General features: G+C 58.1%; 14 protein-coding genes and 2 pseudogenes. 13 read left to right on the top strand and 3 right to left on the bottom strand.

Annotation, left to right across the window (positions count from 1 at the left end):
- Positions 1-14 precede the first annotated feature (14 nt).
- From tdh to QA646_RS10080, 8 genes are all read left to right on the top strand, one after another.
- Positions 15-1,052, top strand: coding sequence for an L-threonine 3-dehydrogenase (gene tdh, locus QA646_RS10115; RefSeq protein ID WP_283055337.1), 1,038 nt, complete (start codon positions 15-17; stop codon positions 1,050-1,052).
- 447 nt (positions 1,053-1,499) lie between these two features.
- Positions 1,500-3,560, top strand: a complete 2,061-nt coding sequence (gene rpoD / locus QA646_RS10110) for an RNA polymerase sigma factor RpoD (protein ID WP_283055336.1) — start codon at positions 1,500-1,502, stop codon at positions 3,558-3,560.
- A 369-nt stretch (positions 3,561-3,929) separates the two neighbouring features.
- A complete protein-coding gene (locus QA646_RS10105) occupies positions 3,930-5,474 on the top strand; it encodes a DUF930 domain-containing protein (protein WP_283055335.1) in 1,545 nt (514 codons plus the stop codon).
- A gap of 134 nt (positions 5,475-5,608) precedes the next feature.
- On the top strand, positions 5,609-6,574 hold the full coding sequence (locus QA646_RS10100) for a DMT family transporter (protein ID WP_283055334.1): 966 nt from the start codon (positions 5,609-5,611) through the stop codon (positions 6,572-6,574).
- 256 nt (positions 6,575-6,830) lie between these two features.
- Positions 6,831-7,124, top strand: a complete 294-nt coding sequence (locus QA646_RS10095) for a GYD domain-containing protein (RefSeq protein WP_283055333.1) — start codon at positions 6,831-6,833, stop codon at positions 7,122-7,124.
- A 146-nt stretch (positions 7,125-7,270) separates the two neighbouring features.
- Positions 7,271-7,927 carry a glutathione S-transferase family protein gene (locus QA646_RS10090; protein ID WP_283055332.1) on the top strand — a complete coding sequence of 219 codons (657 nt, stop codon included), beginning with the start codon at positions 7,271-7,273 and terminating at the stop codon, positions 7,925-7,927.
- Positions 7,924-8,733 (top strand): AraC family transcriptional regulator, encoded by an 810-nt coding sequence (locus QA646_RS10085; RefSeq protein WP_283055331.1) that lies wholly within the window; start codon positions 7,924-7,926, stop codon positions 8,731-8,733. The genes QA646_RS10090 and QA646_RS10085 overlap by 4 nt, the downstream gene beginning before the upstream one ends.
- Before the next feature lie 85 nt (positions 8,734-8,818).
- Positions 8,819-9,511 carry a phenylalanine--tRNA ligase beta subunit-related protein gene (locus QA646_RS10080; RefSeq protein WP_283055330.1) on the top strand — a complete coding sequence of 231 codons (693 nt, stop codon included), beginning with the start codon at positions 8,819-8,821 and terminating at the stop codon, positions 9,509-9,511.
- On the opposite strand, the pseudogene QA646_RS10075 reads toward QA646_RS10080, so the two are convergent.
- Positions 9,480-10,859: pseudogene (locus QA646_RS10075) on the bottom strand (IS701 family transposase). The gene QA646_RS10080 and the pseudogene QA646_RS10075 overlap by 32 nt on opposite strands.
- A gap of 72 nt (positions 10,860-10,931) precedes the next feature.
- Positions 10,932-11,075 carry a hypothetical protein gene (locus tag QA646_RS10070; RefSeq protein ID WP_283055329.1) on the bottom strand — a complete coding sequence of 48 codons (144 nt, stop codon included), beginning with the start codon at positions 11,073-11,075 and terminating at the stop codon, positions 10,932-10,934.
- Between QA646_RS10070 and QA646_RS10065 the strand changes: the two genes are divergently transcribed.
- The 3 genes and pseudogenes from QA646_RS10065 to QA646_RS10055 all read left to right on the top strand — a co-directional run bounded on the left by QA646_RS10065 (position 11,076) and on the right by QA646_RS10055 (position 13,525).
- A complete protein-coding gene (locus tag QA646_RS10065; RefSeq protein ID WP_283055328.1) occupies positions 11,076-12,305 on the top strand; it encodes an MFS transporter in 1,230 nt (409 codons plus the stop codon). It abuts the gene before it with no gap.
- 293 nt (positions 12,306-12,598) lie between these two features.
- Positions 12,599-12,739 (top strand): annotated as a pseudogene (locus tag QA646_RS10060) (LysR family transcriptional regulator); the annotation flags it as partial.
- A 45-nt stretch (positions 12,740-12,784) separates the two neighbouring features.
- Positions 12,785-13,525 carry a LysR substrate-binding domain-containing protein gene (locus QA646_RS10055; protein ID WP_283055325.1) on the top strand — a complete coding sequence of 247 codons (741 nt, stop codon included), beginning with the start codon at positions 12,785-12,787 and terminating at the stop codon, positions 13,523-13,525.
- 13 nt (positions 13,526-13,538) lie between these two features.
- Here QA646_RS10055 and QA646_RS10050 read toward each other — a convergent pair whose 3' ends face one another.
- On the bottom strand, positions 13,539-13,931 hold the full coding sequence (locus QA646_RS10050) for a GNAT family N-acetyltransferase (RefSeq protein WP_283055324.1): 393 nt from the start codon (positions 13,929-13,931) through the stop codon (positions 13,539-13,541).
- Positions 13,932-14,108: 177 nt separating this feature from the next.
- On the opposite strand from QA646_RS10050, the gene QA646_RS10045 reads away from it, so the two are divergent.
- Positions 14,109-14,462, top strand: a complete 354-nt coding sequence (locus QA646_RS10045; RefSeq protein WP_283055323.1) for a DUF1428 family protein — start codon at positions 14,109-14,111, stop codon at positions 14,460-14,462.
- 87 nt (positions 14,463-14,549) lie between these two features.
- Positions 14,550-14,987: a secondary thiamine-phosphate synthase enzyme YjbQ gene (locus QA646_RS10040; RefSeq protein WP_283055322.1), complete on the top strand. Its 438-nt coding sequence runs from the start codon at positions 14,550-14,552 to the stop codon at positions 14,985-14,987.
- Positions 14,988-15,058: the final 71 nt, after the last annotated feature.

The raw sequence follows: 15,058 nt of genomic DNA, 5'->3' as shown, positions 1-15,058 counted from the left end.
GGAGACGACAGCTCATGTCGAACATGATGAAGGCCCTGGTCAAATCGAAGCCGGAAGTCGGGCTGTGGATGGAGCATGTTCCGGTTCCGGAGGTCGGGCCGAACGATGTGCTGATCCGGGTCCGGAAATCGGCGATCTGCGGGACGGATGTTCATATTTGGAATTGGGACCAATGGGCGCAGAAGACGATTCCGGTGCCAATGGTCGTCGGCCATGAATTCTGCGGCGAAATTGCCGAGATCGGCTCGGCGGTCACGAAATATCATGTCGGTGAGCGTGTCTCCGGCGAGGGACATATCGTCTGCGGCAAGTGCCGTAACTGCCGGGCGGGCAGGGGGCATCTCTGCCGCAATACGCAGGGCGTTGGGGTCAATCGTCCCGGTTCTTTCGGCGAATTCGTCTGCATTCCGGAATCCAATGTCGTGCAGATCCCCGACGATATTCCGGATGAAGTCGCGGCGATCTTCGATCCCTTCGGTAATGCAGTGCATACCGCGCTTTCCTTCGATCTCGTGGGCGAGGACGTGCTGGTCACGGGCGCGGGGCCGATTGGTATCATGGGCGCCATGGTCGCCAAGCGTTCCGGCGCGCGCAAGGTGGTCATCACAGATATCAATCCCAACCGGCTGGCGCTCGCCCGCAAGCTCGGCATCGAGCATGTCGTCGATGCCTCAAAAGAAAATCTTGCCGATGTGATGAAGTCCATCGGCATGACCGAAGGTTTTGATGTCGGTCTGGAAATGTCGGGTGCGGCGCCCGCCTTCCGCGACATGATCGACAAGATGAACAATGGCGGCAAGATCGCCATTCTCGGCATCGCGCCGGCCGGCTTCGAGATCGACTGGAACAAGGTGATTTTCAAGATGCTTAATCTGAAGGGCATCTACGGACGCGAGATGTTCGAGACCTGGTATAAGATGATCGCATTCGTTCAAGGCGGCCTCGACGTCTCGCCCGTCATTACTCACCGCATCAAAATCGATGATTTCCGCGACGGCTTCGAAGCTATGCGTTCCGGTAATTCCGGCAAGGTGGTGATGGACTGGATTTGAGCAAATTAGTGGCCCGATCACGTCAGCATTACCGCCAACTGCGGAAATGCTGACGGTTTCATGGACCTGCCCTTGTCATCGCGCGGGGACTTCCTAAATACGGGATGCAATTGTTTGTGGGCGTGTTGGGCCTGTGGATAAGGCTTTTTCACGATTTTAACAGGCTTTTTTGCTGGAAAAGCTTGACGAGAGCAAAAATTGTAGGAATCACCGTTTGTCCTTCGGAAAAACGGTGAACTGGGTCAGGCGGATCACACATACCATGGCCGGAATTCCAAACGCAATCCAGCTTTGCAGCCCGGAGCCGGTGATCGTGGTTAATCAGGCATTAAAGGTCATTCCGTTAGGTGTTTGTTGGTGATTCGAGTCTGGCGCGAGACGTGCCGGGCCAGAGCGGTCATTCACCGCGAGTAAGTTTTAAGCGTCAGGGAAAGCGACGATATAGAGATGGCAACCAAGGTCAAAGAGAACGAAGAAGCTGAAGTCGAACGCGACGGCGCCTCGGATGGCCCGCTTCTCGATCTTTCCGACGACGCGGTCAAGAAGATGATCAAGGCCGCGAAGAAACGCGGCTATGTGACGATGGACGAGCTTAACGCCGTTCTGCCGTCCGAAGAAGTGACGTCGGAGCAGATCGAAGACACGATGGCTATGCTTTCCGACATGGGCATCAACGTCATTGAAGACGAAGATGTCGAAGAGGCGGGCGCGGCAGCCGGTGGTGGCGACGACGACGAATCCAGCAGCGACGAGGATAGCGAAGGCGGCGAGCTTGCGCCTTCCGGCGGTTCGGCGCTTGCAACCACCAAGAAGAAAGAGCCGACCGACCGTACCGACGATCCGGTGCGCATGTATCTGCGCGAGATGGGTTCCGTCGAACTGCTGTCGCGCGAAGGCGAAATTGCGATTGCAAAGCGCATCGAGGCCGGCCGCGAAACCATGATCGGCGGTCTCTGTGAAAGCCCGTTGACGTTCCAGGCGCTGATCATCTGGCGCGACGAACTCAACGAAGGCACGACGCTGCTGCGTGAAATCATCGATCTCGAAACGACCTATTCCGGTCCCGAGGCCAAGGCTGCGCCGCAATTCCAGAGCCCGGAAAAGATCGAGGCCGACCGCAAGGCTGCCGAGGAGAAGGAAAAGACCCGGCGCGCGCGCTCCGGCGATGACGACATCACCGACGTCGGCGGCGAAGGCATGCCGATCGAGGAGGAGGAAGAGGACGAGGACGAATCCAGCCTCTCGCTCGCCGCGATGGAAGCCGAGCTTCGTCCGCAGGTCATGCTGACGCTCGATACGATCGCGGAAACCTACAAGAAGCTGCGCAAGCTGCAGGACCAGCAGGTCGAGCAGCGCCTGTCGGCTTCGGGCACGCTGTCGTCGGCGCAGGAGCGCCGCTACAAGGAGCTGAAGGACGAGCTGGTCAAGTCGGTCAAGTCGCTGTCGCTGAACCAGAACCGCATCGACGCTCTCGTCGAGCAGCTCTACGACATCAACAAGCGCCTCGTGCAGAACGAGGGCCGCCTGCTGCGTCTTGCCGAATCCTATGGCGTCAAGCGCGATAGCTTCCTGGAGCAGTATCAGGGCGCCGAGCTCGATCCGAACTGGATGAAGTCGATCGGAAACCTGGCAGCTCGCGGCTGGAAGGAATTCGCCAAGAGCGAAAACACCACGATCCGCGACATCCGTCAGGAAATTCAGAACCTTGCGACCGAAACGGGCATCTCGATCTCGGAGTTCCGCCGCATCGTTCACATGGTTCAGAAGGGCGAGCGCGAAGCGCGCATCGCCAAGAAGGAAATGGTCGAAGCGAACCTGCGCCTCGTCATCTCCATCGCCAAGAAATACACCAACCGCGGCCTGCAGTTCCTCGATCTCATCCAGGAAGGCAACATCGGTCTGATGAAGGCGGTCGATAAGTTCGAATATCGCCGCGGCTACAAGTTCTCGACCTACGCGACCTGGTGGATTCGTCAGGCGATCACCCGTTCGATCGCCGACCAGGCTCGTACAATCCGCATTCCGGTGCACATGATCGAAACGATCAACAAGATCGTTCGTACCTCGCGCCAGATGCTGCACGAAATCGGCCGCGAGCCGACGCCGGAAGAACTGGCCGAAAAGCTCGCCATGCCGCTCGAAAAAGTGCGCAAGGTGCTGAAGATCGCCAAGGAGCCGATCTCGCTCGAAACCCCGGTGGGTGACGAAGAAGATTCGCATCTCGGCGATTTCATCGAGGACAAGAACGCGCTGCTGCCGATCGATGCCGCCATCCAGGCCAACCTGCGCGAGACGACCACCCGCGTTCTGGCCTCGCTGACGCCCCGCGAAGAGCGCGTGCTGCGCATGCGCTTCGGCATCGGCATGAACACCGACCATACGCTCGAAGAAGTCGGCCAGCAGTTCTCGGTTACCCGCGAACGTATCCGTCAGATCGAAGCCAAGGCGCTGCGCAAGCTGAAGCATCCGAGCCGCTCCAGAAAGCTGCGTTCGTTCCTCGATAGCTAAGCCGTTGCGCTGTTATGAAATCAGAACCCGGTTCGTGGAAGCGAGCCGGGTTTTTAGTTTTGAAGATGCCGGCACGACCGGTTTTCCGACGCGTTCTTCTAAAAGGGCCGCGTTGTATGTTAGCGTGTTGGCGAGGGTCTTCCTGCGATTTTGCCTGGAATCATGCAGGTTTGTTTTCCGGGCATTGCGGAGCTGTGGTCAGATTGACGGTCTGCAATTTCCGGGCTGCCTCTTTCTAGCCTTGATGTTTAACACCATATGTCGGGAATCCAGGCATCGTGGGATGTCATTTGTTCGGTAAGGGTTTGGATGAAATTGTCGAGCGCTTCTCCGTCTGCCCTGCGTCGTCAGCCTTGCGGCCGCTGACCGATGGAGCGCGTCGCCGAACAGCGGAAGCAGGATGAGCGTCGATGGGGACTGATCCCTTCCATCCTGCTGCATATCCTGTTGTTCGCTGCGCTTTTCCTGCTGCCGGTGGTGGCCGTGCCGATACCGCAGCCGGAAGACAGCATCAATGTCGAGATGGTGCCGCAACCCAAGGAGCAGGCACAAAACGCTGCGAAGCCAGAGGAGCGATCCGGCCGTTTGCCGACGCCTAAACCTGATGAGAAGCCGCAACAGCAAATGGCCGAAGCCAAGCAGCCAGCCGAGCAAGCGAAGTCAGATACAGATGTGCAGATAAAGGGCGGCGCAAAGGCCGACAATGCAAAGCCATCCGCTGACGAGGCGAATGACAAAGATGGCCCAAAATCGGAGAAACAGGCTTCTGTTACGGAAAAACCTGCGGACCCGCAATCCTCGAGTCTTAAAGCCAATCCGGCAACCGACGATCCGACTTCGCCACCAGCTAATTCCAAAGAAGAAGAGCCGAGCAAGGAGGCTTCCTCATCATCGAAGGAAGCAGATGCGCCCACCGTGAAAAACGCTACTCTGTCTCCTAAAGTAAAAGATAGCCGCTCCTTGGAGGAGGCCACAACATCGGCGACCGCGGATAACAACGTGTCATCTGCCGCCGAACAAGCAGCGGAAAATGACACAACCTTGCAGCGGGCGGATTCGATATCCCCTGAAACCGATTCGGATTCTCAAACACAAAATTTAACCTCAACGGCAAAAGCTGAATCTGAAGATAAGCCCAATCAGTCAAGCGCAGCTTCGTCGAACTCCGACCCGTCAGACAATACGGCGTCGATGTCGCGACCGGAACTGCTTGCGACAGACTCACCATCAGAAACTAAAATCAATCAACCGGATAAACCGCCGCCTGATCAGAAGGCTGCGGGAGCTCAAGCAGAAACCAAGGCTATTCCCGACGGTGACACTCCAAAGGTCGCTATACCGGGCATCACGGCTTCCCAGCAGCCTCAAGCTGCCCAGAAGGATGTTCCCGTGAACGCGAGCGAACCGGGCGGGACGGGATTGGTTGTTGAGCCAACACCTCAGCAGCAGCAGACCTCTACCATGCGCCCTTCTAGGCCCGTGGAAGAAGGCCAAAAGACAGCAGTTGCGGGATTCAGAGGGGTGAGTGCTCCTGCAGCACCATTTATTCAAGCTAAGCAATTTTATTCAGCGAAGGAGCTTGCTCGATTACCAAAAGGCTTCATGGCGCAATGGAGGGAGCTTCCCGTACAGATGCGGATGAGCCAGCTTTGCAACGCCGAGGGTGCCGCTCAACTTAATGCTGCCGGCCTACATGTGCTTCGTTTCGGCCTACCGAGTGTTTCCGGCAGCCGAAATGCAAACCGGAACATAGAGACAGACAAGGCTGTATATCGAACTTCGGATGGCTATTACTATGTGGGTGTAAAATGCGGCGTCGATGCTGCGGCTATGAAGGTGACTTCCTTTGCGTATCGCCTTGGCGGCTCAATTCCGCAGGATCAATGGAAGAGTCTCAATCTTCCAACGAACTAATCCAACGAGGCGCATATCTAACGCATTTGAAACAATAGTTTATTCCCATGCCCGATCGAAATTCGGCTCATTTCATCATACAATTCACTGTCTCTATCTGATTCAATATCCTCCCTTTGCATCGCACAACTCCAATGACATCCATCACCGCCGATTCCAATTCCATGGCCGCTGGCCATTCAACGCTGCGTGGCGTCCTTGTGGCATTCGCATCCTATGCCGTTTACGCGTTCAGTGACGCGTCGATCAAGCTATTGCATGGGACGCTGCCGTCCTATCAGGTGGCCTTCATCGGCTCGCTGTTTGGCTTCGTGGCCATTCCGTTCCTGAAGAGGCGAGGAGATGATTGGCTGGATATCGTCAAGACGACGAACCGGCCGTTGTGGATGCTGCGCTTCGTTTGTGGCGCGATCGGCACCATATGTTCGATCGCAGCTTTCACCAAGCTGACAATGGCAGAGGCTTTCGCGCTCCTGTTCCTGCTGCCTTCCTTCGTCACTATTCTTTCCGTGGTCTTCCTCAAGGAAGATGTGCGCTGGCAGCGTTGGACGGCGGTCGTCCTCGGCTTCGTCGGCGTACTTGTCGTGCTGCGGCCAGGCTTTCGCGAGCTTTCGATCGGCCATCTCTGCGCGGCGATCGGCGGCTTGAGCGGGGCCGTCTCGATCGTCATCAATCGCGCGCTCGGCTCGAAGGAGAAGCGCATCTCGCTTTATGGTGCGGTGTTGTTCGGCACGCTCATCGTGAGTGGATTGCTGATGCTGCAGGAGATGACGTGGCCAGCGGCATGGCAATGGATATTCCTCGCGAGCTACGGTCTTCTCGGCGCCGCCGGTACCGTTCTGCTGATGAGAGCAGCGCAGTTGGCGCCGGCCAATCTCGTCGCGCCGCCGCAATACAGCCAAATGATTTGGGCGATCGGCTTCGGCTATCTGCTGTTCAATGACAGCATCGACCTTGCGATGGCGCTCGGCATCGTCCTCATCATCTTCTCTGGCCTGCTGACGCTGGCGCGCGAGCGCAAACGCGGCACACCCTTGCCGGCGGCCGTTGTTGCCGCCAACACCCAAGGCGCCTTCGCGGCCGAGACATCAGATAGATGATGTGCCTCGCCTGCGATCCCACTATCTCGTCACCCGAATGAATGGGGATTAGGTTTATTGCCGCCATCAGGTGATAAGCCTATGGTTATTTGGCGCGACCTGCATTGACTGGACGGGGCCCGAAACACCGGGGAGGCGGCGCGTAATTCCGAAAACCAAGATGGTTTTCCGAGCGGCTTACGTGTGAACCAAACCGTTACTGCGTCATCTGCCTGCTCGTCTCAAGGGACGCGCGACGCAGCGGAGGAGGTGTGAGATGACCACTTATATCGTTCTGCTCAATTGGACCGAACAGGGTGTGCGTGGCGTGAAGGAATCGCCGCGACGACTGGACGCCGCCAAGAAGCAGTTGCAGGAGATGGGCGGTTCGTTCAAGCAGTTTTTCCTGACCATGGGCGATTACGACATGGTCGCCGTCTGCGAGGCGCCCGATGACGCGGTGATGGCGCGCTTCGCCTTGACGCTTGGGATGGGCGGCAACGTGCGCTCGCGTACGCTGAAGGCTTTTCCCGAGGCGGCTTATCGCGAAATCATCGCGTCCTTAGGATAGTGTTGGGGGCGATCTTGCCACTGTCGAAACCCGGTCAGCGGCGGCTGACCGGGTAGATGGAAGATTTGGCCCATCGTGTCACCATTGACCGCGGCGGCCGACTTCGAAAAGATGTCGGCTGATGAATGGAATGGTGGCGTTGAGACATGGAAAAGCCTTGCCTCTTTGGCGCAGACTATAGTGTTTATGTGCGAATTGCGCGACTGGCGCTGCTTGAGAAAGGCGTCGAGCACAAGAGGGTGCCGATCGACATTTTTGCTGAGGGCGGGCCGTCGGCGTCCTATCTGGAGCGGCATCCATTCGGCCGGATTCCGGCCTTCGAGCACGATGATTTTCGGCTCTATGAGACGGCTGCAATTACACGCTATGTCGATGAGGCATTCGACGGGCCGCGCCTGCAGCCTGTTGCGCCTCGGCGGTGGGCGCGGATGAACCAGATCGTCAGCATTGCCGACGGATATCTCTATCCTCATCTGGTGTGGGGCATTTATGTCGAACGGGTCTCGAAGCCGGCAACGGGTATTGCCGCCGACGAAGAGCGGATTGCCGCCAGCCTGTCCAAGGCCGCAATCAGCCTTGCCGCCCTTTCCGATCTGATCGGCGACGCTCCCTGGTTTTGCGGCCCGGAGCTGACGCTTGCCGATCTCTATGTGGCGCCGATGTTCGACTATTTTCTTATGACGCCTGAGGGACGAGAGATGATCGGGCATCATCCGAATCTGGAATCCTGGTGGGCGCATATCGCTGCCCGGCCCAGTGTCGGGATGACGGATTTCAGCAAACTGCAAGAGCGACACGCATGAAGCCTGGCCAGTTCAGGATGTTTCGCTCGTCCATTGCCGGCATCGAAGCCGTGGCGGCGGAGACGGGACACAGCTTTCCCAAGCATACGCATGATCAGTTCGGCATCGGTGTCATCGAGCGCGGCGCGCAGGTATCGCTGAGCGGGCGCGGCGTGGTGCGGGCTGAAGCCGGCGATGTCATCACCCTCAATCCGAATGAGGTGCATGACGGCATGCCGGTTGGCGAGAGCCGGGCCTGGTCAATGCTCTATTTCGATCCGCGGCTGATGGCAGATCTTCTGGACGACGTCGGTGAAGGTGCCTTCGGCGCGAAGGAGCTTCCTTCACCTGTCATTCGAAACGGACAAACCGCGGCGCGATTCAAGGCACTGTTTTCGACGGTGACCAGCCATGACGGCCTGGACGCAGCGCTGCAGCGAGATGGACTGTTGTTATCACTTGTTGCGGACGCGATGCGCGAGCAGCGGCAAGCGGATGAGGGTACCAATGCTCCCGCCGCGATCATACGCGCCCGCGACCTCATCGATGACGATCCGGCAGCATCGATAACGCTGGCCGATCTCGCGGAGGCAAGCGGGCTCAGCCGTTTCCAGCTCCTGCGCGGTTTTGCCAAGGCAACTGGGCTGACACCGCACGCCTACCTGCTTCAGCGTCGCATCCTTCGAGCGCGGCGGCTGATTGCCGGGGGTATGTCGCTGGCTGAAGCGGCGTTTGCCAGTGGCTTTGCCGATCAAAGCCACATGACACGGATCTTCGTGCGCAATTTCGGTGTGTCGCCGCGCGTCTATGCCGACACCAAGCGCTGAAAGCATCTGCAATTTCGTTCAAGACCGGCCGCCGGCTTCGAGGTTTTCTTCGGCTCCAAATCAGGATTGTGCAGAAGGAAAAGCCATGTATTTTCGCCATTCGAATGAAATGTGGAGCGAATTCCCCGAACTGGTCCCCGGCGTCCTCTTGGTGGACGGGATCACCGCGGATGTTGCCGTTACTGATCGTCTTGCGACGTTTCATGCGATAGCCGAAGAACGGCTGGAGAGCAGTTCGGAAGGTGAAATGCCCGAGATCCAAGCCTGGCGGCGCACCTTCTCGAAAATGGGGCTGAAGCCGACGCAATATCGCTGCGCCTCCGAAGCTTTGCTCAGGCGCTTCCGCCAGGAAAAATCGCTGCCGCAACTGCATCCGCTCGTCGATCTCTGCAACGCCATCTCGATCGCTTTCGCCATTCCTGTCGCCGTCTTCGATCTTGCGAAAATTTCCGGCGAGCTCGAAGTCAGGCACGCGACCGGCAAAGAGACCTATCTGACCTTCGCCGGCGAAACGGAGCATCCGGAGCCGCGCGAGGTGATCTTTGCCGATGGTGCCGGCCGGGCGCATGCGCGGCGCTGGACCAACCGTCAAAGCGGTCTCTCCGCCGTTCGTGAGGATACGCGATCCGTGCTGGTCGTCGCCGAAGCCATGCACGAGGCGGCCAGCGGTGATGTGCCGAAATTGATCGCGGCCCTGGCCGCTGAACTTGCCACCGTTTGGTCCGCTCAGGCCAAGACCAAGGTGCTCAGTTGCTCTTCACCGCGATTTGATCTGTAGATCTTAGCACTACTTTGGCAGAATTGAATTTGGGGTCATTTGGAACCTGATACGGCAGTGAGGACATCGTTGTGGTGGATGGTGGTTTGAGAGCGCTATCACAGCGCGCCGGATGGCCGGCAGTGTCGGCTTAGGCGGACCGTGCCTCTTCCTTTTTTTCCCGCTTTGCCTTGTTGAGGCGTTGATGTTGAAGAAAGGCATAGGCAATCATCGTCATCAACGCGTGTCGGTGTAGGCCCTGCCACGATCGGCCTTCAAAGTGATCGAGGCCGAGTTCTTCCTTCATCTGCTGATGGGCCTGCTCGCAGACCCATCTTGCTTTGATGGCGGCCGCGAGAGCTTTCAAGGTCGCCTCGGCCGGCAGATTGGAGAGATAATATTTGCGCTCGTCGTTTGAACGCCATTCACCAACGAGCCACGCTTCTTCGCCCGGCATGTGCTGCTGTCCCTTGTCGAGGATGCGTTGCGGGTTGCCATCAGCAATCCGAATGCGTAGGGCCGCGAAGCGTGCGGTCAGTCGAGCTTTGGTGCCATGACGCCAACTGACCTTCTTCCAGGTCGCTCCTTCCAGGATCGCTTCGGCTGCGGTCGACAGCGTATCGGGGATCGAATGCTTGCGCGGTCTTCCATGGCCGGCGACAGGAAAGATCAATGCGACATCATGAGGATAAACCTTCTGATGCTTGGGAATGCCGACGGCCCAGGTGAGATTGCGTGCACTGAGCCCCTGGCGAAACGCAGCCGACAGACCATAGCCGGCGTCGGCAAGGACAGTACCAAACCGCACGCCTGCAGCCATCAGCCGATCGATCTCGTCGAGCGCGATCTCCGGTTTGGTGCGGGATCGGCGCATCTCCTCGGGAATGCCGGCCTTCGCCATCCGATCCTGATCACTAGTCCAGCTCTCGGGCAGGAACAGCCGCAGGCCAACGGGAACAGGAACCTCGTCGCGGGCCAGCGTCAACGACACTAGCGTCTGGCAATTGGCGCGCTTGCCGAGCATCGACGCATACTGCGGGGCGACCCCAACGGAATGGTCGCCCTTCTTCGGAATAGCCGTGTCATCGATCACCAGAAAAGCATCTGAAGCCCCGACAATCCTGTCGGCCCGCACCGCCAGTTCCGCCTCAAGAGGACCGGCATCCCAAATCCCATCCGAGATGAAATGATGCAGGCGGTCGTAGCGATCAAGCGCAAGCCGTTCCGCCATCGGCTCGATACTCTTGCGATCACCAGGTCCGATAAGGCCCGAAATATAGACCGGGCACATCTGCCGCCGCTTCTTGTGACCGAGCTTCTCAACAAACGGCTTCAGCCAATCCGCCAGTGCAACATCCAGTTCCGCCATCTCGCGCACCCCTGTGAAAGTGCCCAAGATGGCCCATCATCGTAAATGGCCGGTTAATCTGCCAAAGTAGTGCTAGTGCTTGCCGGCAAATTGCCGATCAGAAACAAAAATGCGGTTGACAAGCGCGGCATTCGGGCAGAGCAGGAACTCGATAGACATTTCATATTGCTCATAAATCTTGCTCCGGGCGTGACGTCCGGAGCCGAAGAAAGACATATGGACACCCTGCAGAGCCAAGACCGGGCCAGCGTGCTCGGCCATCCCGGATATCGTTCCTTCGCTGCCTCTCGCGTCTTTTCCTCGATCGGTTTCCAGTCGGTCACCGTCGCTATGGGCTGGATGATCTACGATCAGACGCATAGCGCCTTCTTTCTCGGCCTGGTCGGCTTCTGCCAATTTTTGCCGATGGTCATCCTGACCTTCATCGTCGGCCATGTTGCCGATCGGTTCGACCGCCGGCGCATCGGCCTTGTCTGCCAATTGATCGAAGCCTTGACGGCGCTGGTGCTTGCCGTCGCCGTCTGGCAGCACTGGATCGGCCCGGCCGGCATCCTCGCTGCGGTCGCCGTCATGGGCGCCGCCACCGCCTTTGAGCGCCCGACCATGGCTGCTCTGTTGCCGAATATCGTGCCGCCGTCGATGTTGCAGATGGCGATCGCTACCTCCACGTCGATGATGCAGACCGCCTTCATCATTGGCCCGTCGCTCGGCGGCCTGCTCTATGGCGTCAGCCCGATCGCGCCTTTCGCGATGTCGGCGGTGCTGTATGTCATCGCGAGCCTCAATGTCATTTCGATTCGCGTCGAACGACAGCAGTCGTCGTCGCGGGAGCCCGTAACACTAAGTTCAGTCTTCGCCGGCGTCTCGTTCATCCGGAGCAGGCCGGTGATGATGGGCACGATTTCGCTCGATCTCTTCGCCGTGCTGCTCGGCGGCGCCACGGCGCTGCTGCCGATGTTCGCGCGCGATATCTTGCATGCCGGACCATGGGGGCTCGGGCTTCTGCGCGCCGCACCTGCAATCGGTGCTTTGGTCATGTCGATCTGGCTGGCGCGCCGGCCCCTGCAGACGGATGTCGGCAAGAAAATGCTGCTTGCGGTTTTCGTTTTCGGGATCGCGACCGTCATTTTCGCGCTGTCGACCAACATCATCCTCTCCGTCGCTGCGCTGCTTGTCGTCGGCGCGTCGGATACGGTCAGCGTCGTCGTGCGCAGTTCGTTGGTGCAGCTCCTGACGCCGGACAATATGCGCGGCCGCGTCAATGCCGTGAATTCCCTGTTCATCGGCACGTCCAACCAGCTCGGCGAATTCGAATCCGGCATGCTCGCCAGCGCGCTTGGCCCGGTTCTCACCGGCATCGTCGGCGGCATCGGCACAATCGCGGTCGTGCTGCTCTGGATGCGGATTTTTCCCGATTTGACCAAGGTGAAGACTCTCAAGGGATGAGGCGGCTTCGCTCATCGATCGTCAGGAATCTTATCCAGCCCGATGTCTCGTCGAAGGTGGGCATTGACTGAGGAGATACTTTCGCGTCCAGCCTTCCTTTCGGCACGCTGCTTTCGGACACAGGCAAATGCCCGGAGCAGCCGGCTGGTCCACCCTTGGGTACGGCGCATCAGAGTGAATGCATGAATGTTTCTCATCCGTCATAAGCTCCATGATCTTATGACGTAGAGGAATGCACCCGAGTATTTCCCATGTATAATGAAGCCTCCATCGATCATGCATGAAGGATTTTCATGGGAAAGAGACCGCTTCCGCCGTTGGCCGTGTTGCAGACATTTTGCGCCATCGTCGAAACCGGCGGTTTTGGCCGTGCGGCCGAGCGGATGGGGTTGACGTAGACCGCGGTCAGCCACCAGCTTTCGCAGCTTGAAGGCTGGATCGGCGGCAAACTTTTCGATAGGGGACGGTCAGGCGCAAGATTGACGCCGCTGGGTGCGCGTCTTCATCCGACAATCGTCGATACGATCTCTCAATTGGAGACAGCGCTGTATCAGGCGCGGGCTAGTGTGTCGGTTCGCGCGCTGACGCTGTCGGTAACGCCGGAATTTTCCAGTCAGTGGTTAGCTTCGCAATTGGAAGATTTCTGTCAGCGCTATCCCGACATCGAACTGAAGATGATCGTTGGCTATCAGCGGCCCGATTTCGGGCCTAACGGTGTTGATCTCGCGATCTGGCTCGGGCGAGCCGAAGTCGGTCTCGTCATGGAAGAATTGCTGATGGACGAGGAGTTTGTCGTCAGCTCGCCAACATTGTCCAAGCGGCTGCCGAAGCGCTACGCCATAAAGGCCGCGCCCCTGCTGCGTTACACCGGCATGCGGCATACTGTGCTCGATTGGCAGCGCTGGTACGAACAAGTGCTTGATCATGACGTTGGGGACGAAATGGCCGAGTTCAATATTGGCCAGGCGGTCGAGAACGGACCTTTATTTGAATCCTTTGCCGATATGCTTGCAGCATGCCGAGACAGCCTTGGCTTTGCGCTCGTTCGTAGTTCTCTTGTGGCGAAGGACATTGCGGAGGGGCAGTTGGTGCGCTGTTTCGTGGAGGTTCAGCCGTCAGCTGTCAGCTACAATCTGCTTTACCCACCGAATGCTCTGCAAAACCCTTCAGCGGCATTGTTTCGTGCGTGGTTGATATCGCAGGTCAACGCAATCGCTTGAGAGACGGTCGCCGTCAACCGCGCAACCTGATCAAGCCGGCCTCCGTCGCTGCAAAGCCCAGGCTCTGATAGAAGCCGGTGAGATGCGGTTCGAAATCGACATGCAGCCATTCTGCGCCGCGTTCACGCGCAACATTCGTTGCTATTTCGACGAGCCTGGTCGCTATTCCCTGCCGACGGAATTCCGGGGCGACGCAGGTGTCGAGGACAAAGGCGTGTATGCCACCATCCGAGGCCACGTTGACGAAGCCTATCAGGTGCGCTCCGTCGAAGGCGCCGATATGGGCGAGGCTTCTCGACAGAATCGATGAGAAGTCGCGCACGGCGACTTCGTTCCACGCCGTCGCCCACAAGGCGTTCAGTGCGTTGTTGTCAGGATAGGGATCGATCCTGAATTCGATCGTCATGACCTTCCTCTCGTTTTGACGAAACTGCAATGCCAAGCTTATCCGCAAGGAGAGCAGACGCAACGGATCCATAAGGCAAGTAATATCCAGCAATTGGAATGGAAAAGTGCATCACGTGTCGGATCGCGCTATAGTTAATCGTCTTTGGGGGGTGGAAACAAAACAGAGGAGATTGCCATGCCTTATGTGGATGGGTTTGTTATCGCCGTTCCGAAAGACAAGATCGAGATCTACAAGACATTGGCACGCAAGTCCGGCGATGTCTGGAAGGAATACGGAGCGCTGAGCTACGTGGAGTCTGTCGGGGACGACGTGCCCTATGGCGAGCTGACATCCTTTCCCCGTTCCGTTTTGGCCAAGGAAGACGAGGTCGTGATCTTTTCCTGGATCACCTATGAGTCTCGCCAGCATCGCGACGCTGTGATGGAAAAGGTCATGGCCGATCCGCGGCTTAAGGACGAGATGGCGAATATGCCCTTCGATGGCAAGCGCATGATCTACGGCGGCTTCGATATCTTTCTACAGCTCTAATCTCCTTTGGGTCTGGCGGCCGGGCTTGACTTTCCGGCCGCTGCGCCCGACCTCAAGCGCATCGCCGCGATCACTATCGGAGATGCCATGCCGCAGACCGTCATCACTCTGTCCACCCATGGCCAGGGACTTTACGAGTTCACAGACCACGCAGCGGAATTCGTCCGTGCAGCTAGTTCGGGAGGCTCAGCATCGAGTGACGGGCTGTTGACCGTCTTCGTCCGTCATACTTCCTGTTCACTGCTGATCCAGGAGAATGCCGATCCCGACGTGCAGACGGATCTCAATGCCTTCTTCCGCCGGCTCGTGCCACCTTCTTCCGACCCTTCGATGCGCTGGATCGTGCATACGACGGAGGGGCCGGACGATATGCCGGCACATATCAAGGCGGCGTTGACGCAGGTGTCGATCGGTATCCCCGTGACTCGCGGCGGTCTGGCACTTGGTACATGGCAAGGCATCTATCTTTTCGAGCATCGCGACCGACCGCACCGGCGCGAAATCGTGCTGCATCTTTCCGTCTGACGCGGCGGAAGTTCCCGTAAGCCGGTCTTTGATTGTGCTGAATACAATCTGAATGGGTAGTTCGCATTCGG

It is taken from the genome of Rhizobium sp. CB3090 (assembly GCF_029714285.1).
In the GTDB taxonomy this organism is placed as follows: domain Bacteria; phylum Pseudomonadota; class Alphaproteobacteria; order Rhizobiales; family Rhizobiaceae; genus Rhizobium.
Note: the sequence above shows the minus strand (reverse complement) of the source record. Positions and strands in the feature narration are given on the sequence as shown.